The sequence below is a fragment of the Fibrella arboris genome, from assembly GCF_041321095.1.
GTDB lineage: Bacteria > Bacteroidota > Bacteroidia > Cytophagales > Spirosomataceae > Fibrella > Fibrella arboris.
In genome coordinates, this window is sequence record NZ_JBGGWE010000001.1 from 1 (window position 1) to 25,032 (window position 25,032).

At 54.3% G+C, this 25,032-nt stretch carries 23 protein-coding genes; 9 read left to right on the top strand and 14 right to left on the bottom strand.

Features of this window, described 5'->3' with window-relative positions; all coding sequences use genetic code 11:
- Nucleotides 1-97: 97 nt before the first annotated feature.
- The gene (locus ACAW75_RS00005; RefSeq protein WP_370726599.1) at nt 98-760 is read right to left on the bottom strand and encodes a phosphatidylserine decarboxylase family protein; all 663 of its coding nucleotides are present in this window, start codon (nt 758-760) and stop codon (nt 98-100) included.
- 152 nt (nt 761-912) lie between these two features.
- Here ACAW75_RS00005 and ACAW75_RS00010 point away from each other — a divergent pair, with 152 nt between their 5' ends.
- The 5 genes from ACAW75_RS00010 to ACAW75_RS00030 all read left to right on the top strand — a co-directional run bounded on the left by ACAW75_RS00010 (nt 913) and on the right by ACAW75_RS00030 (nt 4,957).
- The gene (locus ACAW75_RS00010; protein ID WP_370727097.1) at nt 913-1,311 is read left to right on the top strand and encodes an HIT family protein; all 399 of its coding nucleotides are present in this window, start codon (nt 913-915) and stop codon (nt 1,309-1,311) included.
- A 59-nt stretch (nt 1,312-1,370) separates the two neighbouring features.
- The gene (locus ACAW75_RS00015; RefSeq protein ID WP_370726600.1) at nt 1,371-2,495 is read left to right on the top strand and encodes an SDR family NAD(P)-dependent oxidoreductase; all 1,125 of its coding nucleotides are present in this window, start codon (nt 1,371-1,373) and stop codon (nt 2,493-2,495) included.
- Nucleotides 2,496-2,611: 116 nt separating this feature from the next.
- Entirely contained in the window at nt 2,612-4,033 is a 1,422-nt protein-coding gene (locus ACAW75_RS00020; RefSeq protein ID WP_370726601.1) for an APC family permease, read from the top strand.
- Between the two features lie 196 nt (nt 4,034-4,229).
- Entirely contained in the window at nt 4,230-4,553 is a 324-nt protein-coding gene (locus ACAW75_RS00025) for a hypothetical protein (RefSeq protein ID WP_370726602.1), read from the top strand.
- Nucleotides 4,550-4,957, top strand: a complete 408-nt coding sequence (locus ACAW75_RS00030) for a hypothetical protein (protein WP_370726603.1) — start codon at nt 4,550-4,552, stop codon at nt 4,955-4,957. The genes ACAW75_RS00025 and ACAW75_RS00030 overlap by 4 nt, the downstream gene beginning before the upstream one ends.
- A gap of 98 nt (nt 4,958-5,055) precedes the next feature.
- Here the strand turns inward: ACAW75_RS00030 and ACAW75_RS00035 are convergent, their stop codons facing one another.
- Nucleotides 5,056-5,382 carry a nucleotide pyrophosphohydrolase gene (locus ACAW75_RS00035; protein ID WP_370726604.1) on the bottom strand — a complete coding sequence of 109 codons (327 nt, stop codon included), beginning with the start codon at nt 5,380-5,382 and terminating at the stop codon, nt 5,056-5,058.
- Between the two features lie 111 nt (nt 5,383-5,493).
- The gene (locus tag ACAW75_RS00040; RefSeq protein ID WP_370726605.1) at nt 5,494-6,729 is read right to left on the bottom strand and encodes a M16 family metallopeptidase; all 1,236 of its coding nucleotides are present in this window, start codon (nt 6,727-6,729) and stop codon (nt 5,494-5,496) included.
- Between the two features lie 53 nt (nt 6,730-6,782).
- Between ACAW75_RS00040 and ACAW75_RS00045 the strand changes: the two genes are divergently transcribed.
- Nucleotides 6,783-7,772, top strand: coding sequence for a glycosyltransferase family 9 protein (locus ACAW75_RS00045; RefSeq protein ID WP_370726606.1), 990 nt, complete (start codon nt 6,783-6,785; stop codon nt 7,770-7,772).
- A 136-nt stretch (nt 7,773-7,908) separates the two neighbouring features.
- On the opposite strand, the gene ACAW75_RS00050 is transcribed toward ACAW75_RS00045, so the two are convergent.
- The 3 genes from ACAW75_RS00050 to bshA form a co-directional block, all read right to left on the bottom strand.
- Entirely contained in the window at nt 7,909-8,538 is a 630-nt protein-coding gene (locus ACAW75_RS00050; RefSeq protein WP_370726607.1) for a sterol desaturase family protein, read from the bottom strand.
- 74 nt (nt 8,539-8,612) lie between these two features.
- Entirely contained in the window at nt 8,613-9,962 is a 1,350-nt protein-coding gene (locus ACAW75_RS00055) for an NAD(P)/FAD-dependent oxidoreductase (RefSeq protein WP_370726608.1), read from the bottom strand.
- A 104-nt stretch (nt 9,963-10,066) separates the two neighbouring features.
- Nucleotides 10,067-11,221 (bottom strand): N-acetyl-alpha-D-glucosaminyl L-malate synthase BshA, encoded by a 1,155-nt coding sequence (gene bshA, locus ACAW75_RS00060; protein WP_370726609.1) that lies wholly within the window; start codon nt 11,219-11,221, stop codon nt 10,067-10,069.
- A 177-nt stretch (nt 11,222-11,398) separates the two neighbouring features.
- Between bshA and ACAW75_RS00065 the strand changes: the two genes are divergently transcribed.
- The 3 genes from ACAW75_RS00065 to ACAW75_RS00075 all read left to right on the top strand — a co-directional run bounded on the left by ACAW75_RS00065 (nt 11,399) and on the right by ACAW75_RS00075 (nt 15,246).
- A complete protein-coding gene (locus tag ACAW75_RS00065) occupies nt 11,399-12,292 on the top strand; it encodes an META domain-containing protein (protein WP_370726610.1) in 894 nt (297 codons plus the stop codon).
- A 259-nt stretch (nt 12,293-12,551) separates the two neighbouring features.
- Nucleotides 12,552-13,823, top strand: a complete 1,272-nt coding sequence (locus tag ACAW75_RS00070) for an McrC family protein (RefSeq protein WP_370726611.1) — start codon at nt 12,552-12,554, stop codon at nt 13,821-13,823.
- A 91-nt stretch (nt 13,824-13,914) separates the two neighbouring features.
- Nucleotides 13,915-15,246, top strand: coding sequence for a gluconate:H+ symporter (locus ACAW75_RS00075; protein ID WP_370726612.1), 1,332 nt, complete (start codon nt 13,915-13,917; stop codon nt 15,244-15,246).
- Nucleotides 15,247-15,489: 243 nt separating this feature from the next.
- Here the strand turns inward: ACAW75_RS00075 and ACAW75_RS00080 are convergent, their stop codons facing one another.
- The 8 genes from ACAW75_RS00080 to ACAW75_RS00115 form a co-directional block, all read right to left on the bottom strand.
- Nucleotides 15,490-15,999, bottom strand: a complete 510-nt coding sequence (locus ACAW75_RS00080; protein ID WP_370726613.1) for a GNAT family N-acetyltransferase — start codon at nt 15,997-15,999, stop codon at nt 15,490-15,492.
- An 11-nt stretch (nt 16,000-16,010) separates the two neighbouring features.
- Nucleotides 16,011-16,919 (bottom strand): NmrA family NAD(P)-binding protein, encoded by a 909-nt coding sequence (locus tag ACAW75_RS00085; RefSeq protein WP_370726614.1) that lies wholly within the window; start codon nt 16,917-16,919, stop codon nt 16,011-16,013.
- 167 nt (nt 16,920-17,086) lie between these two features.
- A complete protein-coding gene (locus tag ACAW75_RS00090) occupies nt 17,087-18,166 on the bottom strand; it encodes an endo-1,4-beta-xylanase (RefSeq protein WP_370726615.1) in 1,080 nt (359 codons plus the stop codon).
- A 60-nt stretch (nt 18,167-18,226) separates the two neighbouring features.
- Nucleotides 18,227-19,273, bottom strand: coding sequence for a glycoside hydrolase family 43 protein (locus tag ACAW75_RS00095; protein ID WP_370726616.1), 1,047 nt, complete (start codon nt 19,271-19,273; stop codon nt 18,227-18,229).
- A gap of 171 nt (nt 19,274-19,444) precedes the next feature.
- A complete protein-coding gene (locus ACAW75_RS00100) occupies nt 19,445-20,296 on the bottom strand; it encodes a pirin family protein (protein WP_370726617.1) in 852 nt (283 codons plus the stop codon).
- A gap of 171 nt (nt 20,297-20,467) precedes the next feature.
- A complete protein-coding gene (locus ACAW75_RS00105; protein WP_370726618.1) occupies nt 20,468-21,280 on the bottom strand; it encodes an SDR family NAD(P)-dependent oxidoreductase in 813 nt (270 codons plus the stop codon).
- The gene (locus ACAW75_RS00110) at nt 21,280-23,403 is read right to left on the bottom strand and encodes an alpha-glucuronidase family glycosyl hydrolase (protein WP_370726619.1); all 2,124 of its coding nucleotides are present in this window, start codon (nt 23,401-23,403) and stop codon (nt 21,280-21,282) included. Before ACAW75_RS00110 ends, ACAW75_RS00105 begins: the two co-directional genes overlap by 1 nt.
- A gap of 244 nt (nt 23,404-23,647) precedes the next feature.
- A complete protein-coding gene (locus tag ACAW75_RS00115) occupies nt 23,648-25,030 on the bottom strand; it encodes a glucuronyl esterase domain-containing protein (protein WP_370726620.1) in 1,383 nt (460 codons plus the stop codon).
- Between the last annotated feature and the right edge of the window lie 2 nt (nt 25,031-25,032).

The following is a 25,032-nucleotide window of genomic DNA, read 5'->3' on the forward strand; positions in this document are numbered from 1 at the left end:
CGGGGTAGCGTGCACAGAGCTATTTTTCTCTGTACACGCTACCCCGAAACGGCGGACCGCTCTGGGTTTTATCCTTTACCCGGGAGATGGAACGTACCTAGGTCAACTCGGCCACAACCGTAACGCCGCCTTTCGTTTTCTGGCCCATGGTCACGTTGATTTTGGCATCCAATGGCAGAAACAGGTCAACCCGCGAGCCGAACTTGATAAAGCCCATTTCTTCGGTCTGTTTCACCGAATCACCTTCATTGACATACCAGACAATGCGGCGGGCCAGTGCACCGGCAATCTGCCGCATGAGCACTTCAACGCCGCTTTCCTGTTTGATCACCACCGTTGTCCGTTCATTATCGGTGCTCGACTTCGGGTGCCAGGCCACCAGGTATTTGCCGGGATAGTATCGGAAGTAGCTCACCAGGCCCGACAGTGGATTGCGGTTGACGTGCACATTCAGCGGAGACATGAAGATGGACACCTGCTTCCGCTTATCCTTAAAATATTCGTTCTCTACCGTTTCTTCGATAACCACTACGGTACCATCAGCGGGCGCCACTACCAATTTTTCGTCCAGCGTGTGTGCCCGTTTCGGAATGCGGAAGAACTGCACGACCAGCAAGAAGAGCACCAGGCTCACGATGCCCAGTAGCCACATGGCCGTGGCGTTTTGCCGGAATAGGAAGTAATAGGCAGATAAATTAAGGCCCAGCAATACCAGCGCTGTGGTAAACATAATGGTATTGCCTTCGCGGTGAAGTCGCATAGTCTGTTCGTTAAAGAGAATAGCAAAACTACAGTTGAATACACAATGAACAATTCGCGAAACGGAGTTGCTTACCGAATCAGTCATATTCTGACAAAAAAATCGGGAATTGTTCTCCCATCTTTGTGGTCAAAAACGCAAACGACCGCCCAATGGCCTCCATCTTCTCACGCATTGTTGCCGGGGAAATCCCCGCGCATAAAATTGCCGAAACAGACCAATTCCTGGCTTTCCTCGACGTAATGCCTACTACCCTGGGGCATACGCTGGTGATCCCCAAACAGGAAGTAGACTATATTTTCAACCTTGAGGATGACCTGTATGCGGGCCTGATGGCCTTTGCAAAAAAAGTAGCGCCTGCCATCGAAAAAGCGGTGCCCTGTAAGCGAATCGGCGTGGCTGTTATTGGTTTGGAAGTGCCTCACGCCCACGTTCATCTGATTCCGATGAACTCACTGGCCGACATGGATTTTAACCATAAAATAAAACCCAGCCAGGAAGAACTGGCCGAAACCGCCGCGACGATCAGGAGCTACCTTATCAATGGATAATTGAAAACCCTTTTCTCTATAGTCTGTTGTTTTAGTTGAGTATCAAATAAACCTCAACAATGGAAACACAGAACGGTAAAACGGCCCTTGTGACGGGTGCCACCAGCGGCATCGGCCGCGAACTCGCCAACCTTTTCGCCAAAGACGGCTACAACCTTATCCTCGTCGCTCGCAGCAACGATGACCTTCAGCAACTGGCACAGAGCTACGACCATCAGTTTGGTATCAAAACCACGCTCATCGTTAAAGACCTGGCCAGTGATCAGGCCGGCCAGGAAGTTTATGATGAAGTGAAGCAGCAGGGCCTCCAGGTCGATGTGCTGGTAAACAACGCCGGCATGGGTGAGTATGGCATGTTTGCCACCGAAACCGATCTGCAAAAAGAGGTCGACATCATTCATATCAACGTGATTGCGCTGGTGAAACTGACCAAGTTGTTCCTGAAAGACATGGTGGATCGCAATGAGGGTAAGATCCTGATGCTGGGGTCGGTAGCCTCGGTTATCCCAAACCCGTTGATGGCTGTCTACGGCGCCACCAAGTCGTTTATTTACTCGTTCTCAGAAGCGCTCCGCAATGAGATCAAAGACACCAACGTAACATTAACGGTGCTGATGCCCGGCGCTACCGATACCGATTTCTTCAATAAAGCCGGTGCCTCCAACACCAAAGCCCAGGAAAAAGCCCGCGAAACGCCCGCTGCCGATGTGGCTAAAACAGGGTACGATGCGCTGATGAGCGGTAAAGACAAAGTAGTGCATGGTGTGGCCAACAAAGCCTCTGTCGCCATGGCTCACCTCCTGCCCGACTCGGCCGTGACCAGTTCGTCGCGCCGGGATATGAAAGATAAAAACGAAGCCGAAGAAGAAGAGTCGCACAGCATTGCCATGAGTCTGGGGATTGCTGCGCTGGCTATTGCCGGCCTGGTGGTCCTGTCGGCCTGGAAAAGCCACAACGCGATTGAGCAGGAATACGACGAAGCCAAGTATCGGTATAAAGGCAACAAACTAAAAAACAACCTGACCAATAAAGCCAGCCACCTGAAAGATACGGTAACGGGTAAGGCCAGTTCCTTAAAAGAGTCAGTGGCTGATAAAGCTGGTTCGTTGAAAGATGACCTGACCAGTAAAGCTAAAAGCACGTTCGACGACCTGAAAGATACGGTGCTGCATGCGGTGAATTAAGCGATTCGCAGCGGCGCATACTTGCGTCTAAGGTGGGTCAGCAATTTGTGTTGCTCTAAAAGATTGCTGACGCCCGAGGAGACGCAAGTATGCGCCGCTACGATTATCTTTAACCCATGACGACCTCTTCATCCCCTGCGCCCGAACCGGCGGCCACCACATTAGTTCGCCCTAAAATAGGGTTACTGTCGGCCATCATCTTTGTCATTAGCTCCGTTGTTGGTACGGGGGTGTTCAAGAAAGTGGTGCCGATGTCGGCCGAATTGGGGTCGCCAACGCTGGTGCTGGCCGCCTGGCTCATTGCCGGTTTGGTGAGTCTCGCGGGTACGTTGAGCAACGCTGAAGTGGCGAGTATGCTGGCGAGCGAAGGCGGAGAGTACGTTTATTTCCGGGTTATTTACAATCGGTTTTTCGCGTTTCTTTTTGGCTGGACCAACTTTGCCGTTATTCGTACGGCCTCCATTGCCTCTATTGCCTACGTATTCGCCCAGTCGGTCAATTCGTTGATTGCCCTGCCGGTCACCCCTACGTCGTGGGCCGACGTCAATCTGCTGGGGTTGCATCCTTTCGATAACCTGAGCGTAAAAATCCTGGCCATTGTGCTGGTGTGGGGGCAAACTGCCTTCAACATCCGGGGCCTGAAAACCGGCGAAGCGATCAGCCGGTTCCTGACCGCCATCATGATTGCCGTCATGCTGGGCTTTATTGTTTTCGGCTTGTTCTCGAGTGTCGGCAGTGTGGTGAATCTACAGCCGGTTGATACGGGCCTGACCGGCAAATCGTTGATCAGCGCCATGGCGCTGGCCTGCCTGAGCGCCTTCTGGCCCTACGAAGGCTGGAATACCGTCGGCTACATCGGTGGCGAAATCGAAAAACCATCGAGGAATTTGCCCTGGGCCCTCACGATAGGTACGTTGTCGATCATGGGCTTATACCTGCTTATGAACCTGGTTTACCTATACGTGATGCCGGTACATGATCTGGCTGCGCTGAAACTGAGTCCAAACAGTATTGCGGCCGTGTCGGTAGCGGGTCTGATGGGCGGTAAAGCAGGCTCGCTGATCATCTCATGCCTGCTGCTGGTGACGACCTTCAACTGTTGTAGCATCACTATTCTGATGGCCTCACGTCTCTTCTACGCCATGTCGAAAGACGGACAATTCTTTAGCCGCATCGATTACATGCACCCCACATTCCAGACGCCGTCACGCTCGCTGGTGCTGCAAGCCGCCTGGACAACCCTGATGGTCCTGTCAGGCTCTTTCGACACCCTGACCGACATGCTGATTTTCGCGGCCTTCATTTTCTACGGAGCCACTACGGTGGGCGTCTTTGTGCTGCGCCGTCGTATGCCCAATGCCGAACGGCCCTACCGCGTGATCGGCTATCCCGTAGTGCCCGCCTTGTTCATTGCGTTCTGCGCGTATCTGGTCATTAACACCCTCATCAATCGCCCCGAAGAAGCCCTCGTTGGCTTGGGCCTGATGGCAACGGGCATTCCATTCTATTTCTACTGGAATCGAAAAAAACCAGTCTAGAGAAGGTCTTTACCGTACAAGTACGCACCTCCCTTTCCTGAACTACCTGAAAACGCCTTTCACAAGAAGGCGTTTTTTTACGCTAAAAAAGGGCTACCCAAGCCGGTACGTTTGTGCTGTTGGCAATGTGCTGCTGACGAGGAGCATCCGAAAATCCTTTAACCGAGTAGGGACCGTATCCTAAACCACAAGCAACATGGATATGAAAGCTGCCACCTTCACGCTCGACGTGAAGGGCCTTGAATTACCCGACGACGTTCGGGAAGAGATTAGCCTGGCGCTAAACAATACGCTGATGCGCAAATTGGGCGAAGTAAATCTGACCGGAAAAACAAACAATGCCGCCGCGGCTACGGGTAGTAATGGCCTGTTCGGCAAGGTCATCCGCATCGACGGCGGCGACTGGTCACGTCTGCTTAATCGCCACGATTTCGGGACCGTTTTCCAGAAAGCGCTCGACAACAGACAAGTGTTGGGGGCGGGCATTGAACAGGTAGGCCATCAGCAGTTCGGCGGATGAGCCCGCGGCCACAAAACGGGCCTCTACCGACCGATTCACGGCCGCTATGCCCGTCGGCTCCGTTGCGCGAGGGATCGCAGTTACTGGGCGTTGTGCGGCCGGACGGTGGCATTAGTCTGTTGGCAGAGCCGCTTCCCGTTACGTCCGGTTTTGTGGAAGCCGCCACCGCAGCGGGTCCTGCCGAAGAACGGTTTCGATTCGTGAACAAATGCGTCGAGAAAGGGTGCACCAAGTGGGGGGCGGGTGGTTGCAGCGTCGTAGCGGGGGCGCTGCAACGCCTTCAGGCTACCCAGGAAGCTATTTTACCCAGTTGTGGCATACGGCCATCGTGCCGGTGGTTTATGCAGGAAGGTGCCGCCGCCTGCCACATCTGCCCACAGGTAACGTACCTGAACTATGAATAGAGTTTGCTGTTTTCTGTCTGCAGTTTACGGTTGCTTTGCTACCCTCCGATATGTTTCGATCGCAGCGCAACCGTAAACTGCAGACAGAAAACAGCAAACTATTTCAGCTTCTCGTTATCCAGATGCCGGGTGGCATCACGGGTGTTTTTCTTTTCGAGGTTTTTGGCAAAGGCTTCGGTCAGGTCAATGCCGGTTTGGTTGGCCAGACAGATCAGCACCCACAGCACGTCGGCCATTTCGTCGCCGAGGTCCCGGTTTTTATCCGATTCCTTTTCCGATTGTTCTCCGTAGCGGCGAGCTATAATCCGGGCCAGTTCGCCAACCTCTTCGGTCAGTATGGCCATATTTGTCAATTCGCCGAAATAGCGAACACCTACCGTTTTTATCCATTCATCGACGGTGTCCTGTGCATTGCGAAGGGTCATGAAAAAGGAGTTTACAGGTTGCCGTTTACCGTTTTCAGTTGCTTCGCTTGTTATTGGCCTTGTTGATTAGCAACGCAACGGTAAACAGCAAACTGTAAACAGTAAACTCATTTATTTTTCCGGTGTAAAAAACAAGGTACTGAATTGCTGCTCGTTCAGCATGTCAACGGCCACATCCTGCAATTGATGAGCGGTAATGGCCTGAATATCTTTGAAAATATCGGTTAGCGGCTCCACCCGGTTAATGTCGAGCAGGCTCTTGGCCATCATTAGCATAAAGCTGTTATTTCCCTCTTCCGACATGGCCAGCTGGCCCATCAATTGCTCTTTCGTGTTGTGCAGTTGGGTGGTCGTCAGCACGTTTTCGCGCAGATTTTTAAACTCGCGGTAGGTTAGCGCCAGGCTACGGTCAATCTGTTTGGGGTCGGTACCAAAGTAAATGCCGAGATACCCTGTATCGAGGTAGGGCGTATAGCCAGCGTCGATCGAGTACACCAGTCCGTAGCGTTCACGCAGGTTCATGTTCAGCCGCGAGTTCATACCGGGGCCGCCCAGCAGGTTCACGAGCATAAAGAACGGTAACCGCCGGGGGTCGTTGAGGCTATAGGCAGGTCGGCCAATGGCTACCTGTGCCTGCGTAATGGGCCGGGGCATTCGCTCGTGCGTAGGGGCATAGTGGGTCGGCGCTTGCCGTTTCCGGTTGGCGTGTTTCTCAGGTACGTCGCGCAGGTATTTTTCGACCATTTTCACCACTTTCCCGAACGGCATGTTGCTGACCGACGAAAATACGATACGGTTCGTGTCCAGATTTTCGTTAATAAACGTCTCTAGTGACTCTTTCGTGAAGGAGCGTACTGTATCGGCAGTTCCGAGAATATTATATCCGAGCGAGTGATTAGGGAACACTAATTGATCGAAATCATCCTGGATCGCATCTTCCGGCGAGTCGTAGTACATCGACATTTCTTCCAGGATGACACCCCGCTCGCGCTCGATCTGCTTTTCAGGAAATGTGGAATGAAAGGCAATATCGGCTAAAAGCTCAATGGCTTTCTCGGCATGAACCCCCAGTACCGACGCATGAAAACAGATCTTTTCTTTCGTAGTATACGCGTTGAGTTCACCACCAACATTTTCAAGACGGTTGATGATATGATGCGCCTGTCGGCGAGTTGTGCCTTTGAAGGCCATGTGTTCCCAGAAGTGAGCGATTCCCTGCTGATGGGGCAGTTCGTCGCGGCTCCCGATGTCGAGCATCAGGCCTACGTGGGCAATCTGTGTATGGGGAACCTGCTTATGGGCAATTCGGATGCCGTTGGGCAGGGTATGCAGGTGATAGTCTTCCAAAAGGCAAAATCAGCAAAAAAGACACAACTTTGTGCCGTTAATTAACCCCATCCATGCCAGCCCGGTTCCTAATCATTCAGACAGCTTTTATTGGCGACGCCATTCTGGCGACGGCTCTTCTTGAAGACCTGCACCGGGCCTGGCCCGATGCCCAAATCGACTTGCTGATCAGACGGGGTAACGAAGCACTATTTAAAGGCCATCCCTTTATCAATCAGTTACTTATCTGGGAAAAAAGGACGGAGAAATACCGTAGTTTATGGCAGTTGCTCCATCAAATCCGCGCCACGCCATACCGGGCTGTTCTTAACCTGCAACGCTTTGGTGCCACGGGCCTGCTAACCGCTCTTTCGGGTGCTAAGATGACCGTAGGCTTCGACAAGAATCCGTTCTCAGCCTGGTTCACGCACCAAATCCCGCACGTAATTGGGCAGCATCGGCACGAGGTTCAGCGAAATAATGACCTGCTCAAGCCTCTGGCTATTGCCGGGTATAGTCAATCCAGGCCTAAATTATATCCGTCGCCCGCCGACTATTCGGCCGTAGCGCACTGGCAAACGGAGCCTTACGTGTGTATTGCCCCCACCTCCGTTTGGTTCACCAAACAGTTTCCGGCAAACGGCTGGGTAAAGGTCATCGAGCAACTGCCAGCTCATTGGCGGGTTTATCTGCTCGGCGCACCAGGGGATACGGGAGCCTGCGAATACATTCGGATCGAAACGGACCGGGACCGGGTAATCAATCTGGCGGGGAAATTATCGCTGCTCGAGTCAGCGGCTCTGATGCAGGGCGCCCGCATGAACTATGTCAATGACTCGGCGCCGTTGCACCTTTGTTCGGCCATGAACGCCCCCACCACAGCTGTTTTTTGTTCAACAGTGCCGGGATTCGGTTTTGGCCCGCTTGCCGATAACTCTCGTGTTGCCGAGATCCGCGACCTGATCGAGTGCCGCCCCTGCAATCTGCACGGCCGCAAAGCCTGCCCACTGGGTCATTTCCGTTGCGCCACCGAAATTGACATCGAGGATATAGTAGGAACCTAATAGCACGCGGACTGAAGGGAGTCAACCTGATGAACGCAGCTTTCTAGACTAGAACGGATCAGCGCCGCTTACATCTAAAAATCTGCGTTCATCAGGTTGGCTCCCTTCAGTCCGCGTACCTGTAAAAATCAGTATACTACTTCTGGAAGGAGTTGAAGATGTAATCCCACATCGGCGATGAGACGCCGTAGTTACTTTCGGGATTTTTGTAGTGGTGAACGCTGTGGTTGATCCAGAGCTGTTTAAAGAAATTTTTCGGTGGCGGATAGGCGTGTACGATAAAGTGTACCGACAGATAGCCCGTATACCCCACCATGAACCCAGGGAAGAAAGCATAGGCGGCTTCGCCCATCAGCAGGAAAAACAAGCTGAAGAATGCACCTGCCACAAAAATGGCCAGCGCTGGCGGCATAGCCAAACGAGTCTTGTCTTTCGGATATTCGTGGTGAACGCCGTGGAAGGTGTACTGAATCTTAGCCCGTTGCGGCGTAGTGGGTGCCAGGTGGTACAGGTAGCGATGCAGTACGTATTCAAAGATGGTAAACACGAATAAACCGGTAGCAAAGAGACCCGCAATCTGCCCTGTGCTCATGGCTGTGTATGTAAAGGCGTACCAGCCTAAGAAAGCCGACAGAGTCAGCCACATGGTAATCGGAACCGAGATGTGTGTACGCGACAAATACTCTAGAATAGGGTTGTCGAATAGTTTCTTCGTGCCGTTATTTTTTGGGCGGCTATGAATGGCTTTGTATTCTTCGAGTTGCATAATGTGAGTCCTAGTAGTACGGCAAAAATAACCGATTTTGGTTTTTCAATGTTCCAAACGGTCAACCAAATTGACTAAATAGCTGGTGTTTTGGCTACTTCCACCGAATCGTTTAATCGTTCCTTCGGAACATCCAATGGTGCTTTTGATAACTTAGGTTTTATTATTAACCTCAGTGACTGATTATATGTTAGGTAATTCCACATCCAGTTGATGAAAATCAGTAACCGATTTTTTACGCCCAGAATAGCCATCAGGTGCACAAACAGCCAGGTAAGCCAGGCAAAGAATCCGCTGAATTTAAGGAATGGCAGATCAACCACCGCTAAGCCACGGCCGATCGTCGCCATTGAACCCAGTTCTTTATACGTAAATGGAACAGGTTGCCCACCCCGGGTCAGCAGCGTCAGATTCTTCGATAGAAGCCGCCCCTGCTGAATAGCCGGCTGCGCTACCTGTGGATGTCCATCCGGCCATTTATCCCCTTCGGCCATCAATGCCAGATCACCTACCGCGAATATATCCGTGAAACCCTGTACCTGGTTAAACCGATTGACGATCAGTCGGCCGGCGCGACCAACGGTTTCGGCGGGTAGTCCAGCGGGTGTGTTGGCCCGCACACCCGCCGCCCAGATCAGGTTATTGGTGCGTAGCGTGGTGCCGTCATTCATCGATACGGTTCGACCGTCGAAGTCTTTCACGCGGGTTTTCAGCCGAACGTGTACACCCAATTCCTGTAGATAGTCGAGGGCATGTTTCTGCGCTTCTACCGACATGGGGCCCAGCAGTTCTCCCCCCGATTCGATGAGGTGAATGTCCATGCCCTTAAAATCAAGCTCGGGATAATCACGGGGCAGTACGGTCTTGCGCAGTTCGGCGAGGGTCCCGCAGAGCTCCACGCCGGTTGGCCCACCGCCTACAACTACCACGTCCATTAGTCCGGTTAGTTCGTCGTCGGTTTCTACGCTGAGGGCTTCTTCAAAATTCTGGAGCAGGCGATTGCGCAGGGCAATCGCTTCCTGCACCGATTTCATGGGCAAGGCCAGATCAATGAACATCTGCTGACCGAAGAAGTTGGTATCGGCCCCCATAGCCAGCACCAGATAATCGTAGGTAATGGCCCCGATATCCGTATCAATGGCTTTATCGGCCGGGCGTATACCATTCATAGACGTCACCCGGATGTGCACATTGGCTTTATCGCCCAGGGCGGCCCGTAGCGGAAACAGAATGGAATTGGCCTCCAGCCCCGCCGTGGCAACCTGGTAATAGAGCGGCTGAAATTCGTGGTAGTTGTATTTGTTGATAAGCACCACCTGAAATTCACTGCGGCGTGCCAGATGCCGAGCCAGGGTTAGTCCCCCAAAACCTGCTCCCACGATCACTACGCGTTTCCGGTCTGAGATAGGTATGTTTGGATTCATAGGTCAGTTATCAAATAGCCAGTAACAGTACTCAACGAATGATGGACAATGTAGAAGAACCTCGCTTAGCAACCAGCACGCCTTATAAGCAGCGTCTCTGTTTATTACACGTTGTTCATGGCTAATTGCCCATTGTTAATTAGCTGTAGTACCCGCTCGTAGTGCGCTTCGTACAGGGGAAGAATCTTCGAGATCTCAAATTGTTTGGCGCGGTCGAGCGCATTGGCCTTGAACTGAGGCAAATGATCGTCGTTGAGCACGTAGAGGGCATTTTTGACCATGCTGGGTACGTCGCCGAGGTTGCTCAGAAAGCCCGTCACGCCCTGTATGTTCAGTTCGGGCAGGCCGCCTACGTTCGTTGAAATAACGGGCACTTCGCAGGCCATTGCTTCCAGCGCCGCCAGTCCGAAGCTTTCGTTTTCAGACGGCATCAGAAACAGATCGGCCACCGACAGTACCTCCTCAACGGCATCGAGTTTCCCCAGGAAACGAACATCATCCATGATCTCCAGTTCGCGACAAAGCTGTTGGATACGGGCACGTTCAGGGCCATCGCCTACCAGCAGCAGCTTCACGGGCATGGTTTGTCGAACATGATAAAACGTCATCACGGCATCGTCGATCCGTTTCACACGCCGGAAGTTCGACGTATGCACGATCAGTTTTTCACCGTTCGGACAAATCGCCATTTTGAAGTGGTCTTTCTGTTGCCGCTGAAACCGCGACAGGTCGATGAAGTTCGGGATAACCTCGATCTCGCGTTTAATATCGAAATGCTCGAATGTTTCCTGCTTCAGATTTTCCGACACCGCCGTCACCCCATCTGACTCATTGATACTGAACGTAACCACGGGTTCATACGAGGCGTCTTTACCCACGAGCGTGACGTCTGTTCCGTGCAGCGTTGTCACAACCGGCGTGTGCCGGCCCCGCGATTTCAGCACCATTTTGGCCATGTACGCTGCGGAGGCGTGTGGTATAGCGTAGTGTACGTGGAGCAGATCCACTTTTTCGTTCAGCACCACATTAACCATCGCACTCGTTAGCGCCGACTCGTAGGGAGCATACTGGAACAGCGGATACGATGGGATATTGACCTCGTGATAAAAGACGTTCTCGTTAAAAAAATCGAGACGAGGCGGCTGCTGGTACGTGATAAAATGCACCTGATGGCCATTCTTGGCAAGTGCCTTGCCTAACTCAGTGGCTACTACGCCACTTCCCCCAAAGGTGGGGTAACAGACTATACCAATTTTCATGCGCCAGGCCGCGTTGTTCCAGCTTATGCTGTGAAGCGGCTCACTCCACAACACCGAAACCAACCGAAAAGGTTGAGCTGAAAATCATGTGTTTGTTAAGTAGTTGCCAACAATGGCGCCCGCCTCCCGGTTTTACGTATACTACCACTCACTCTATAAGCGTTGTAGGGAATGCGTATGAAACAAGTAGTATTAGCAGGCCTGCTAAGCGCGTGGGCTCTTTCCTTTACAAGTTGTCAACGGGCTGGTCAACCCGTATCTACGGCCAGCACTCGCCCCAAAGTGGCCGCCTTACCCGAATCAGAGATATGGCGCAACAAGCGCCAGGCCGGTATCGACTTCGTTGCGGCAGGCACCGCCCCCGCCGACTGGTCGATGGATATTGACTTTTCCAAGCAAATCACGTTCAAGCCCTCGAGTGGCACTACACTGGTTGCCAGTATGCCCAAACCCAAGCCCATTGGCGCCAATAGCACTGGCGTGCTGCTCGACGTAGGGCCACGGTCGGTACGTAACGAAGCGGGTGCATTGATAGCGTCGACGAGTAAAAAAACCTATGCCAGCCGGGCGGGGGGGGTTAAGGTATACATAGAGCCCGTGGTCACGCGCGACAACCTGACGGGACGTACCTACGCTTACACGGTACGTGTGGAAACAGGCGGTCGCAGGTACGTTGGGCATGGTGCTTTTATTAAAGGCAGCGATCGTCTCAACGGCACCTGGACCCTCGAAACCATTCATGGGCAACGCGTTCGGGCGGGTCAGTTTCCCAGCCACGAGCTACCGCAAATCACCATTAGCCTGAGCGACAACGCGCTGGAAGGCACAACAGGTTGCAACAAGCTCAAGGGTGATATACAGGCCGACGGCGATCATGTACAGTTCGTTGTACGCACGACGACGTCGAAAAAATGTGCTAACCCCTTCGAAGAAGAATACTTGACGGCGCTGGGGCAAGCTAGTTTGTTCCGCATCGGGAAAGATCGCCTTACCCTGCTGGCCAACGGGCAGTACGTGATGACGTTCCGCACCGAAATGCCCGAAAAAGCCGACGGCGGGAAAGTGCGCTAGAGAAGGTCCGTCTTCGACAAAGCGGACCTGTAGCGAGTCATCGGTCTGGATGGATGGCTCACCCAGCTCCGGGTCGGCTGCTGATTAAAACAAGCAAGGCAGTGAATGCACAACGCCGCCCATACAGTTTTTCATAACGTATTGGTCTCAAAGCAACAAAGCTTATCCGGGTAGAATTTATCCTCTATCAACCGGCTAATTCGCCTGAGTCGAGCGTTGGTCGGCACCTCAACCGTACCTTTTTGCGTAACTTGCTTCAATGCAACGTACCTACACCCTGTCTGAACGCGGTACGCTACACCGGGCCAGTGACTTTCCTGATCAGACCTCAACCCCCGACGATCTGTTGCTGCCCGACGCTGATTTCGATGCGGTGAAGCAACTCGCCACCCGTACAGACAGTACCACCGCCGATGCGCTCTTGACCTATACCCTCTACCGGGGCCGCGAACGGATGCTCTGGCGCAACTACGTGGGTTTGCTGACGCTGGCGAACGGCGTAGCACTAGAGGTTCGTCCGCGAGCGGGGCATTTGCCAACGTTGCTCCGGCACCTGCCCGAACTGGCTTTTCGTCACCTCGATTCGGGGCAGTTCGGCGCACAGAAACTGCCCCTTTGGGAGGTATTCATCGACGCTTTTCTGCGCGAAACAGCCCAGGCCCTTGGGCGCGGCCTGGCCCGTGACTACGTTACGCATGATGACACGCTGCCTACCCTACGCGGAAAACTGCGAGTGACCGATCAGCTCCGTCAGCCTTACTCCCGCCCCGACCGGTTGGCTGTCTCATACGACGACCATACGCCCGACATCGCGGTGAACAGGGTACTGAAAAAGGCATTACAACTGGCGGCGGCGCGTACCCAGACAACGACCGGCCAGACCCGCTGTCGGCAGTTGCTCACCACCCTTGCCGACGTGTCGGAACCAGCGAATCTGACCGTCGATCTGCAACGTACCCAGACCACCTCCCGCCTGTTAAAGACATACGAGCCTGCCCTGCGCTGGGCCGCCTGGTTGCTGCGCGGCCAGGGACCGGGTCTATGCGCCGGGCCAACCGTTTCGCATTGCCTGCTGTTTCCGATGGATCGTGTGTTTGAGCAATACGTAGCCGCCGGTTTCCGCCGGGCGGGGGTCGATGTCGAGATCCAGCAATCGTCGGCCTGGCTGATCGACGATCATAACGGCACGCCGCGTTTTAAGCTGCGCCCCGATCTGCTGCTGCGCCTGAATGACCGTACGATCGTGCTCGATACGAAGTGGAAAACCCTGGATGCAACGGACCATACAGGCCATTATGGGATCGAACAGGCCGACTTATACCAGCTATATGCCTACGGCAAAAAGTACGAGGCCACCGAACTGGTCCTGATCTACCCGGCCCATGCGCAGTTCCGGGAACCCCTTCAGCTCTTCGGCTACGATGCGAGTCTGCGTCTCCGTGTGGTACCTTTTAACCTCGATAAGCCGCTCAACGAGGAAATAGCAGCGTTGCTGAGCCACCTCACCCCCAACGCCGCTCCTGGTTTTTAGGAGTGGCTTGGGGGTGAGGTGGCTGCTGCATTGGGTAAATGAGCCGCCGGGTACGCTTCCTAGTACGATTGCCTAAACCATTCCTCTTTTTATGCCTCTTCTGCTGACCGTCGCTGGCATTCTGGCGCTGATACTCCTCATTGCTTATTTCCACCTCGATACCTTCATTGCTTTCATCCTTGTCTCCATCGGCATCGGCCTTGCGGCCGGTATGGCTGTTCCGGCGGTGGGCAAATCCATTCAGACCGGTATTGGCAATACCCTTGGCGATCTGGTACTGATCATCGGTTTCGGCGCTATGCTGGGGCGGGTGGTGGCCGAAAGTGGCGCCGCCCGGCGCATCACCAACGTGCTGGTCGATCTGTTTGGCGTAAAGAACATTCGCTGGGGTATGGCGCTGGCGGGCTTCATCATCGGCATTCCGCTATTCTATAATGCCGGGTTCATCATTGTGGTGCCGCTGATTTTTACCATTGCCGCCTCTACCCGCCTCCCCATGCTGACCGTGGCCATTCCTATGCTGTCGGCCCTGTCGGTAGCACATGGCTATCTGCCGCCGCACCCATCACCTGCCGCACTGGTAGGGCAGTTAGGGGCCGATCTGGGCAAGACCTTGTTCTACGGGATCCTGGTAGCTATCCCCGCCATTGTGCTGGCTGGCCCAATTTTTGGCAAAACGCTGGGCCGCTTCAACCCAAAACCTGACCGCGAAGTGTTTGATGCCACCGATGTCCCAAATACAGACCTGCCGGGCATTGGCATCAGTTTTTTTGTCGCCTTGCTGCCTGTGATCATGCTCACCGTGTTTGGTCCCCTGCGCGGTTACCTGAAAACGCAGGGCCTTGACCAGACGCTGGGCGGGAAAGTGCTGACGCTGCTCGGCGAGCCGTATATGGGTATGCTCGTGTCGGTACTGGTGGCCGTGTATACGCTGATGCTTCGCCGAAACGTATCGATGAAAAAGGCCATGAAACACCTGGAAGAGGCCATTAAAGCGGCATCGCCTATCCTGCTGGTCATTGCCGGGGCGGGGTCACTAAAACAGATTTTCAACGACTCCGGCACGAGCGTCTACATCGGTCAGCAACTCGCCGGACTGAATATGCCGCCACTGGTGCTGGGCTGGGTCATGGCGGCGCTCATCCGCGTCTGCGTAGGCTCGGCCACCATTGCGGGGCTAACCACAGCGGGTATTATGCTTCCCCTATTGCAGAGTCAGACGGGCGTTCACCCCGAACTGATGGTGCTGGCGATTGGCGCAGGTAGCCTGATGCTGTCGCACATCAACGACGCTGGTTTCTGGTTGTTCAAAGAGTATTTCAACCTCAGCATCAACGATACCCTACGTACCTGGACGGTCATGGAAACGATCGTTGGTGTGGTTGGTTTACTTGGCGTATTGACGCTCAACGCTATCCTATAGGCTGTTTCTGCATTCACTATGAGAAGTTCAGTTTACCTCGCTCTGCTCTACGCCGTAATCATGTTCCTGATTTACCGGTTCGTTACAGATCAGGAGTTACCACTTCACCGGATTCTTGTTAAAGTGGTCTTTACCAGCTTGTTTATGTTTTTCGCTTTGAGATGGATGAACAGATCTAATAAGCCGGGGTAAAGGGAATGCCGTGCTGCTCAACACACTGTAGCGGTACACGCCCGGTTGACCTTACTCGTTACAAAAAAGCAACAGTTCTTCCTGCGTATCGGGCGAAATCAGTAGCCCTTTAAACGTCATGCCCAGTTTCTCCAGCAGCTTCTTCGACGGGCTGTTCGTGGGTAGCACAATGGCAGCCACAACCGGTAGGTTTAGTGTCGTGCTGGCAAAGCTCATCAACCCTGAAGCAGCCTCGAAGGCATAGCCTTTACCCATGAAAGCGGGCAAAAAAGCAAAGCCAATGTCTGGATGGTCGAGGTAGGTTCTCTTCAGAAAACCGCACATTCCAACCGGTGTCTGACCGGCCTTTAGTTCAACCAGGTACAGGCCAAAGCCATAGGCTTCATAACTTGCCAGCGGGCCGTTCAGCAGATACGATTCTGCCTGCTCTTTCGCATGGATGTGTCTGTCGCCAATGTTTTTTAGCCAGCCAGGACTATTGACGAGCTCGATGATAAATGGCGCGTCGCTCAGTGTCAGTTGCCGAAGGGCCAGGCGCTCTGTTTCCAGAATATAGGTCATGGTCAGAACGATTATTTCTGTTCAGCCTGCTCATGCGCTGTCAGCACATCCCGGATCGTTGTCCAACGGATAGATGGGTAGCGATCGTTGTCGAGGCCATCGAGCCTTGCCCGCTTGTCTACCATGTTGCGCATGTACTGCATCCCCTGCCAGGCGGGGTACAGTTCACCTTCGCCAGGCGCCACCGCTTTGGCAACCTTGATCAGACCACTCAACACAAACGGACTGCCTGCCCAGAAAAGCCGGAATGGCTTACCGGTTACGCTACTTGCCACGTCTTTCAGGTGCCGGGGACTGATTTGATCGCCAGCGATGTAAAGATAGCGGGGCGTAGTTGGGTCGAGGGCCGCATTGGCGGTGAATTCGGCGGTGTTATCCATCGTGGTGAAACCCATTCGGTGGTTGGCATCCCCCCAATAGAGCACCAGTTTGGGTTTGAACAGAATGAGCGGCATCGCCCCGGTAATCAATTCGGCAAAAGCGCCGTTGAAGATGGTTGTCGTACTAATTGGCGCTTTGGCCAGGTACGTATGAAACTCCCGACGCAGGTCCAGATTTCGGTTTTCGCCGTCTGAAAAGCGGGTAAAATCCAGCGAATAATCAGAAGGGATAAAGCGGGGTACGCCCGCCGCGATGGCCGCGTCCAGCACTATTTTTTGGGTATCGACAATCGTATCGCGAAAGCCGGACAAGGCCGATACAACACAGTCAGCGCCCTGACAAGCCGCCGCCAAGTCGGTTGCATTGTTCATGTTTACCTTGTAGACGGTTACACCAGCCTGCTCCAGCGTTTTCACTTTGTCGGGGTCACTGCTCGCCCGAACAATAGCCCGGACGTTTGCGCTTTTTGCCAGTAAGGCCTTCACAAGGCGTCCGCCCAAATCGCCTGTGGCACCGGCTACCAGAATCGTGTTCTTCATTCGCTTTGTTTTCTCCTATAACTCAGTTGGGTACGTTATGGCTTTGGGTCGCTCACAAAACCCGTTAACCTATCAGCTACCATAAATGACAGACCGGACACTAGCGCCCATTTCTGGTACGCTAAGGCCCGGTCTGTCATTTGTTGAACGACCGTGCAGGTCGCTGCTTAGAACGTCACTATTTCAGTAAACGCCTTTTTGGGTTGGTAGTTCTGGTCGAAGAGCAGCGGAAAATCTTTGCGGTTGGGCACGGGGAAGTTGTCGAGCCACGAATATTTGTCGGAGAGGTTCCAGAACGTGACGCCGGTGAGCTGCTTTTTGTGCTTCCTGAACAGGTCGAACAGCATCTTGTATTGAGCCGCCTGCTTGTCGTTCATCGCCGCTGTAAACTCGCTGCGATCCGTATCGCGACGTTCGCGGCGTTCGTGCTCTTTTGGGTACACCGACATATCCATTTCGGTGATCTGCACCTTCAGGCCCAGGCTGGCGAAGCGGTTGATCGACTCTTCCATTTCCTGCTTCGTGGGTTCGTAGATCGACCAGTGGCCTTGCAACCCAACCCCGTTGATGGGTACGCCTTTGTCTTTCAGCTTCTTCAATAACTGATAGATCTTATCCCGTTTCGAGGCGCTTTCCGTGTTGTAATCGTTGTAGAACAGTTGCGCCGAAGGGTCAGCGGCATGGGCATATTCAAAGGCTTTCTCGATGTAGTCTTCACCGATGATCTCGTAGAATTTCGACTTGCGGTAGATGGCATTACTGGTGTCGGGTACGGCTTCATTCACCACGTCCCAGGCGTAGATTTTGCCTTTATAGCGGCCCACCACGTCGGTGATATGCTGTTTCATGCGGGCCAGCAACACCTCGCGGGTTACCTGTTTGCCGGTCGAATCGGTGAAGAACCAGCGTGGCGTCTGGTTGTGCCAGCATAAGGTGTGCCCCCGTACCAGCATTTTGTTTTGCTGGGCAAAGTCGACAATGGCATCAGCGTCTTTCCAGAAGTATCGTTTTTCTTCCGGGTGGATCGGCCCCATTTTCATGGCATTTTCGGGCGTCAGGCTACTGAATTGTGCCTTGATCAGATCAGCATTGGGCCCCGGCTGCACCATACGCGGATTTACGGCCACGCCAATCGGGAAGTAGTTGGCGTAGTAATCTTTCAATCCCTTCTGCGACTGGGCAGAGGCAATGCCTATTGACCCGATCAATAAAAGCGCAAGGCATCGAAAAGTGGCATTGTTTTTCATATGTTGGGTTGGAGTTGGGTACGTTGGCTTCGCGCTGGCACGAAGCCAACGTACTAGATTTTACTTATACGCCTCGATGGTTTTGATCGTGCCGTCGGGGTTGTAGGTCAGCTCGGTCACTTTCACGTTGCGGAGGTGCGTTTTGCCCGATAGCTGCACGTCGTGGTAGAACAGGTACCACTTCGCGCCAATCTGCACGATGGAGTGGTGGTTGGTCCAGCCCTGAACAGGTTTCAGCACTACGCCCTGATACTTGAACGGACCGTATGGGTTATCGCCAATGGCGTAGCAGATGTTATGGGTGTCGCCGGTCGAGTACGAGAAATAGTATTTGCCGTTGTACTTGTGTATCCAGGCGGCCTCGAAAAAACGTTTGTCATTATCTTTTTCGTGGAACGGCTTTCCGTTGGCGTCAACGAGTTGCAGCTCTTTTACGGGCTCGGCAAACTCGTTCATGTCGGCGGTTAAGCGAGCTACGCGGGGTTGGTAGGCGAGTTCATCCGGCTTTTTCAACGCGCCTTTCGCGTCATATTTGTTGCCGGTCCACCGCTGGAGCTGACCGCCCCAGATGCCGCCGAAATACAGGTACGCTTTGCCGTCGGTATCCTGAAAAACGGTGGGATCGATGCTATAGCTGCCTTTGATGGGCGCTGGTTCCGGCTTGAAGGGGCCCGTTGGTTTCTTGCTCGTGGCCACACCAATGCGGAACACGTCCTGCTTGTCTTTGACCGGGAAATACAGGTAGTAGGTGCCGTTCTTGTAGGTGGCATCGGGTGCCCAAAGCTGCCGACCGGCCCAGGGAATGTCTTTGATATCGAGCGCTACGCCATTGTCGGTCACTTTCCCGCCAATTTTGTCCATCGACAGAATGTGATAATCCCTCATGGCGAAATGGCCGCCTTCGTCATCCTCTTTGATCGCCGCGTCAATATCGTGCGAAGGGTAGATGTAGATCTTCCCGTTGAACACATGAGCCGACGGGTCAGCCGTATAAATGTTCGATACCAGCGGTTGCGAAATTGGTTTTTTGCCAACCGACTGACCGAAAGAAGCAACCGTGCAACCCATCAGGGCTGCAGTTAGGAATAAGGTTTGGGTACGTTGCATAAGGGTTTTGTTTTACTTGTTTTTTGAGGTGGGTTAAAAAGGGTTTAACACAGAGGAACAGAGAAAACAGAGAACACAGAGTTTTATGTCAAATAGAAAATTGATGACTGATAAAGTAAAACTCTGTGTTCTCTGTTTTCTCTGTTCCTCTGTGTTGAAATCTGTTTTGCCTCATTCACTCCAGACGCCGAATGTACCGGCCTGGTAATCCTGATACGCTTCCATGATTTGTTGGTCGGTATTCATCACGAAAGGGCCACGCGCTACGACGGGTTCGTTGAACGGCACGGCATGACCAACCAGTAACAGCGAATCAGTGGTAGCCGTAACATCAAGCGTATCACCATCGTGGTTGAACTCAGCCAGTTCGCGGTGCTTCACCGTCTGCCCGTTGACAGTAACGCCGCCCCGAATAACATAGAACAGACAATTTCGCTCCGTTGCCACCGGCAATGACACGGTGCCGCCTGCTTTGATAGCGACGGTGCTCAGAAACACATCAGACAGGGTCCCGAACGCACCTTTCTGCCCATCCCAGGTGCCCGACACAAGGTTGACCGTCACGTTATCGTTGACTGCAATGGCCGGAATAGCCTCTTTTTGCAAGCCCGAATAGGCAGGTTCTGTCATTTTCAGACGGGCGGGCAGGTTCACCCACAATTGCAGGATCTCCAGCGGTCCTCCCTCCTGTTTGAACGTATCAGACGAGGTTTCGGCGTGAATCAGGCCGCGCCCGGCGGTCATCCACTGCACACCACCCGCGCTGATCACGCTTTTGTAGCCGTGCGAATCCTTGTGCATGATGTCGCCCTCGACAATGAACGTGACGGTTTCCATGCCCCGGTGCGGGTGCGGCCCAAACGGCAGGCCATGGTTGTTCGGTCTATATTCCTGATAACCGTGGTGGTTCAGAAACAGGAACGGGTCGATCTGCTGCAACTGCCGCGATGGCAACGGCGAGTATGTGATCAGATCGGCGATGGGCCGGTATTCTGCCTGGTGAATTTTCTTGATGGTCCTCATGTGTAAATGCCAGTTTGCTGCGCGTCACTTGGCGTTTTTACGCTGCGCCCGCTCCAGCATACCGGTTATTTGTTGTTATGTATTGGAAAACAACAATTGGCTATAAAAACAGCGTAGTGTAATGACCACTTACTGCCCATTAATGACCACCTGATAACGACGAAGTCTTCGTTAAAACCCAATTGAGTTGCCGCCGTCGACGGGGAGCGAGACACCGGTAACGTACCCAGCCGCTTCGGAGGCCAGAAAAACGGCGGCCCAGCCAATGTCGGCGGGTTGGCCGAATTTACCCATCGGGGTACGGCGCATGGCGCGGGCAAAGCGGTCGGGGTCGCCGCCCATCGCGGTTTTGCTCATGGCCGTTTCGATGAAGCCCGGCGCAATGGCATTCACGCGAACACCTTTCCCCGAAAACTCAGACGCCAGCACTTTCACCATGCCCTCAACGGCCGATTTCGACGCTGCGTAGGCCACCACCCGGTCGATGCCGTAATAGGCGGCCATCGACGAGATCATGATGATCGAGCCATTTCCCCGTTCCAGCATCCGCCTGGCGCAGGTACGTGTCAGCGTAAAGACCGAGTTGAGGTTCGTGTGTACGATTCGATCGAAATCTTCGTCGGTAACGTCTAAAGCCGGTTTTTTCATGTTGACGCCCGCGTTGTTGACCAGGATATCGATGGGGCCGTAGGTGGCTTCGATGGTGGCCACCAGCTCTTCCAGCGACTCGCGTTCAGTCACGTCGTTCACCATGTAATGCCCTTTTTCGCCCAGCGTGTCAACGGCATCACGCAGGGGTTGTTCGCGCCGGCCGGTGATGACCACATCGGCACCGGCCAGCACCATGCACCGGGCAATGTCGAAACCGATGCCGCTACCGCCGCCGGTGATCAGGGCTAATTTTCCTTCGAGCGAAAAGATGCTGGAAAGCGTAGGCTGGCCGTCTGGAAGGACATTGTCCTGAATTGCATTCACTGAATTCATTAGCGTAACAGATAGAGGTTCACGGATTGTTTTACGTCGTCGAGCGTGCGATCCGGCTGTTTGAAAGGCGCAGGTACGGGTTGCTTAGCGAACGATTGAAGATACAACACCCAGGCATCGCGCCACCAGATGGCTTCGCGTTGTTGCGTGGCCAACCGGGCCGACACGTCGGCGTGAAGGTCGGGATTTATGGCCGGTTTTACGGCTGCCCATTCCCCTTGCATCCAGCGGACAGAATCAGCCCCGGTATAGAATCGGGTGCAGAGCTCAGCCCAGAGCGTACGGCCCGACGTCAGTTTTTTGTTCCAGGCCACATGGTGAAACCAAAGCAGGTACGGGAGCGGACAGGTTTCGGGGTTTTCCCACTGCGCCCGCACCTCCGGGCGGTATTGCGCCAGCGCATTGCTACCCGTTACGGTCCGGTTGAAGCCCAGGCCAAGCGAATCGGCTTTGTGGTAATAAACGGCCGTCCAGTCGGGGCGGGGGCTGCGGTTCTGCCAGGGTTCGGGCGCAAAATGCACACCCGTCCAGGGGCGCGACAGGCCAATGGGCGTGTTGTAATCGACGTAAATATCCCGCGATTTCAGCATCAGGTTCGTGATGCGTTTCACCGCCTGCGGCTCAGGCGTGAGTGTCATGGCTACCCATTCACTGGCAATGGCCTCCGACGACAGGGTATGGTCCCACGCCAGCCGCCCAAAGGCGTACCAGTTGGCTTGCGCCATCGGGTGGCCGGTCCAGTTGCGGGCTGAACCGGCATTGGCTACGCCCGCCATCAACGTGCGTGCATAGCTGTGTACGCTTCCGTCGATGACCTTCGCCACGGTTGAGCCTTTACCGTTCGCGTAGGTGTCCGCGTCCAGACATTCCTTGAACAAGGGCGCTTCGTAGACCATATGCGTGGCAAAGCCGAGGTATTCCTGCGTGATCTGAAATTCCATGCCCAGCGGTGTTTTCGGCATATTGCCGAACAGCGGCGAGAACGGTTCGCGGGGCTGGAAGTCGATGGGGCCGTTCTTCACTTGCACAATCACCTTTTTGTCGAAAGTGCCATCGAGGGGCGTAAACTCTTCATGAGCGGCTTTGAAGCGGTCGCCGTTGGGATCTGCCTTGTAAACGAACGCCCGCCAGATGATCACACCATCGTAGGGTTTCATGGCTTCGGCCAGCATGTTGGCGCCGTCGGCGTGGGTACGTCCATAATCCTGCGGGCCGGGTTCACCTTCCGAATTGGCTTTCACCAGCAAGCCACCGAAATCGGGAATGGCCTGATACAGTTCTTTCACTTTGGCGGCCCACCAGGCACGTACCTGCGGGTCGAGCGGATCGGCTGATTTAAGGCCACCCAGCGTTTTAGGGGCGGCCCAGTATACCGAGATATACGTCCGAATGCCATACGGACGAAACACACTGGCCAGCGCCGCCACTTTCTGAATGTAGTCGACCGACAGGAAGCGGGCACTGGCATTCACGTTGTTGACCGTCATGCCGTTGATACCGATGGATGCGTTGGCGCGGGCATAGTCGCGGTAGCGCGGGTCGATGCGTTCGGGCAGTTCATACCATTTCCAGAGCGACTGACCGGCATATCCCCGTTCAACCGTGCCATCAACGTTGTCCCAATGATTCAGCATCCGGTATTGCACCCTGGGGCTGCTCGTTAGTGACAGTCGCTCGATGGGCTGGCCCGTTTGTAGCTGCCGGAGCAGGGCAAAAGCCCCGTACAGCACCCCCGCATCGGTTTTGCCTGAGATCGTGATGTTTCCGGTGTTGATGGTAATTTGGTAGCCCTCGTTGTTCACAGCCGATCCACCCGCGCCCGACGATACCGCGAGCACAATCCCGCCTTTCCGACCGGCCGCACTAGCCACTACTGGCACGGCCTTGCCCAATAGGCCCGTCAACCCCATCTGCAACTCATCAGCCGCCGATTTCAGGATAGGCGAGTTGCCGGGCATGACAATAAATTGCGCCGACTGGGCATAGGCCTGCCGCCTGGGTACGTTGGTGATCAGGTCGTATTTCAGCCAAAGCCGGTAGCCATCATCGCCGGGTGGTGACGTTTGTGCGTAGCTAAACGTGGTGGTCAGCAAGAGGATGAATAGCCAGTGGTATCTTTTCATTCTTAGAAATCAGTTAAAATTAATTTGATTTATCCACGGCTTTACCCCCTACCCCCTGAAGGGGGCTAAAGCTCCGCGACTCCGTTGTCGCTCGCTTGTAGCGAGTGACGACTACCTGTAGGGCCTCTGGCCCGGTGGTTCCTTGCGAATTGACTCAATAAATGTTTCCACACTAAACCAGCAGCCGGGCCAGAGGCCCTACAGATAGTCGTCACTCGCTACAAGCGAGCGACAACGGAGTGATTCACTTCACCGTCACTTTCATATATCGATCGGCGTATTGCAGAAAGGCGGGCCAGTTGGGCACGGTGGTGTGCCCGCCGCTGTGTTGCCGGTAGGCGATCTCGCCACTGTCTACGGCCACTTCCTGAGCCGGGTACTCCGTTGTCCCCAGGCCCTTTTTGCCAAGCAGCTCATAGACCGGACCCGCGTATACACCGCCCAGAAACATGCCTTTTGCATCGAGCCAGCGGCCTTCCACGTCGGGCGAACCCGAGCTGATGAACACCGGACGGGGCGCACAAAGGGCAACCAATTCATGTGAGTCAACGGGCAGGTCGTTCGGCGTAAGTGGTCCGGCATATTTAATGAAGTTGCCGGCCATCCAATGATATTCGCCCGAACTGGCTACGTTCTCGACCTGCTCTCCATAGAGCCGACGATGCAGCTTCACGCCCCCTTCGCCCGACGAGCCAATGAACCCGATGGCGAAGCGAGGTTCGTAGGCCATGGCCACGACCGCCGATTTGCCGTAACGCGACAGGCCTTCGATACCTACCTGTTTGGCATCTACGGCTTTATCTGTCTCGAAATAATCCAGGGCACGGCTGGCTCCCCATGCCCAGGCCCGCAAGGCACCCCAGTCGTCGGGCTTGCGGCGTTGGCCTTTGTTGACCAGCCCGATAATGCCTTCGGTGAGGCCCGCGCCGTTATCGGCCTGGTAACTGGTTGGCACCAGCAGCGCATAGCCCCAGCCTTTTGCCAGCAACTGTTGCTGCCAGGTTAATGGCACCGGCGCGGTAGACGAGGTGGGCGGCTGTGGCAGTCTGAAACCGGCCGGAAACTTGAAGATGAACTCCATCATAACGGGCACCGGTCCGGTGGCGGCGGCTGGCGTAGCCAACGTCAGGTCGATATCGACGTGGATGGCTGGGTACGTTGCGTTGTCGACGTGGCCAATCAGCTTTTTCAGCTTAATCGGGTAACTGCCATCCACGGTATCTTTGGTGCTCACCACTTCCCAACGCACGCCAGGTACGTTGGCGGGCATTCGGCCATAGACTTCCCGATCGAAATCTTCCACGATTTCGGGGCGTCGCTTCTGCCACCACTCTTTCGCCGACTTCACTTTCTTGCCGTTTTTCAGCACCAATGGATCGGGCAGCGACGTATACGGACTGGCCTTGCTTTCGTCGGCGTTGGCGGCGTTGGGTGCTTTCGGGTTGCCCGACGGACCCGGCCGCAACTGGGTGATGTTAAGCTGCGCCATCATGGCCTGATGGTCGGCCTGCGTTTTGCGCTGCTGACGGGCCATAAGGCTATCCTGCTCAGGCGTTCGCGGGCCAAATTGAGCGAACAGCGAACCGGGTAACGTCAACAGCAGGCTACTGATAAGTAGGTGTTTCATTG

Excerpts from the sequence above, each read along its gene's own strand:
- ACAW75_RS00035 (WP_370726604.1), bottom strand. The coding sequence starts at position 5,382 with ATGACCCTTCGCAATGCACAGGACACCGTCGATGAATGGATAAAAACG.
- ACAW75_RS00050 (WP_370726607.1), bottom strand. The coding sequence starts at position 8,538 with ATGCAACTCGAAGAATACAAAGCCATTCATAGCCGCCCAAAAAATAAC.
- ACAW75_RS00100 (WP_370726617.1), bottom strand. The coding sequence starts at position 20,296 with ATGAGGACCATCAAGAAAATTCACCAGGCAGAATACCGGCCCATCGCC.
- ACAW75_RS00030 (WP_370726603.1), top strand. The coding sequence starts at position 4,550 with ATGAGCCCGCGGCCACAAAACGGGCCTCTACCGACCGATTCACGGCCG.
- ACAW75_RS00010 (WP_370727097.1), top strand. The coding sequence starts at position 913 with ATGGCCTCCATCTTCTCACGCATTGTTGCCGGGGAAATCCCCGCGCAT.
- ACAW75_RS00025 (WP_370726602.1), top strand. The coding sequence starts at position 4,230 with ATGGATATGAAAGCTGCCACCTTCACGCTCGACGTGAAGGGCCTTGAA.
- ACAW75_RS00075 (WP_370726612.1), top strand. The coding sequence starts at position 13,915 with ATGCCTCTTCTGCTGACCGTCGCTGGCATTCTGGCGCTGATACTCCTC.
- ACAW75_RS00015 (WP_370726600.1), top strand. The coding sequence starts at position 1,371 with ATGGAAACACAGAACGGTAAAACGGCCCTTGTGACGGGTGCCACCAGC.
- ACAW75_RS00020 (WP_370726601.1), top strand. The coding sequence starts at position 2,612 with ATGACGACCTCTTCATCCCCTGCGCCCGAACCGGCGGCCACCACATTA.
- ACAW75_RS00090 (WP_370726615.1), bottom strand. The coding sequence starts at position 18,166 with ATGAAAAACAATGCCACTTTTCGATGCCTTGCGCTTTTATTGATCGGG.
- ACAW75_RS00065 (WP_370726610.1), top strand. The coding sequence starts at position 11,399 with ATGAAACAAGTAGTATTAGCAGGCCTGCTAAGCGCGTGGGCTCTTTCC.
- bshA (WP_370726609.1), bottom strand. The coding sequence starts at position 11,221 with ATGAAAATTGGTATAGTCTGTTACCCCACCTTTGGGGGAAGTGGCGTA.
- ACAW75_RS00045 (WP_370726606.1), top strand. The coding sequence starts at position 6,783 with ATGCCAGCCCGGTTCCTAATCATTCAGACAGCTTTTATTGGCGACGCC.
- ACAW75_RS00080 (WP_370726613.1), bottom strand. The coding sequence starts at position 15,999 with ATGACCTATATTCTGGAAACAGAGCGCCTGGCCCTTCGGCAACTGACA.
- ACAW75_RS00070 (WP_370726611.1), top strand. The coding sequence starts at position 12,552 with ATGCAACGTACCTACACCCTGTCTGAACGCGGTACGCTACACCGGGCC.
- ACAW75_RS00005 (WP_370726599.1), bottom strand. The coding sequence starts at position 760 with ATGCGACTTCACCGCGAAGGCAATACCATTATGTTTACCACAGCGCTG.
- ACAW75_RS00085 (WP_370726614.1), bottom strand. The coding sequence starts at position 16,919 with ATGAAGAACACGATTCTGGTAGCCGGTGCCACAGGCGATTTGGGCGGA.
- ACAW75_RS00105 (WP_370726618.1), bottom strand. The coding sequence starts at position 21,280 with ATGAATTCAGTGAATGCAATTCAGGACAATGTCCTTCCAGACGGCCAG.
- ACAW75_RS00110 (WP_370726619.1), bottom strand. The coding sequence starts at position 23,403 with ATGAAAAGATACCACTGGCTATTCATCCTCTTGCTGACCACCACGTTT.
- ACAW75_RS00095 (WP_370726616.1), bottom strand. The coding sequence starts at position 19,273 with ATGCAACGTACCCAAACCTTATTCCTAACTGCAGCCCTGATGGGTTGC.
- ACAW75_RS00055 (WP_370726608.1), bottom strand. The coding sequence starts at position 9,962 with ATGAATCCAAACATACCTATCTCAGACCGGAAACGCGTAGTGATCGTG.
- ACAW75_RS00115 (WP_370726620.1), bottom strand. The coding sequence starts at position 25,030 with ATGAAACACCTACTTATCAGTAGCCTGCTGTTGACGTTACCCGGTTCG.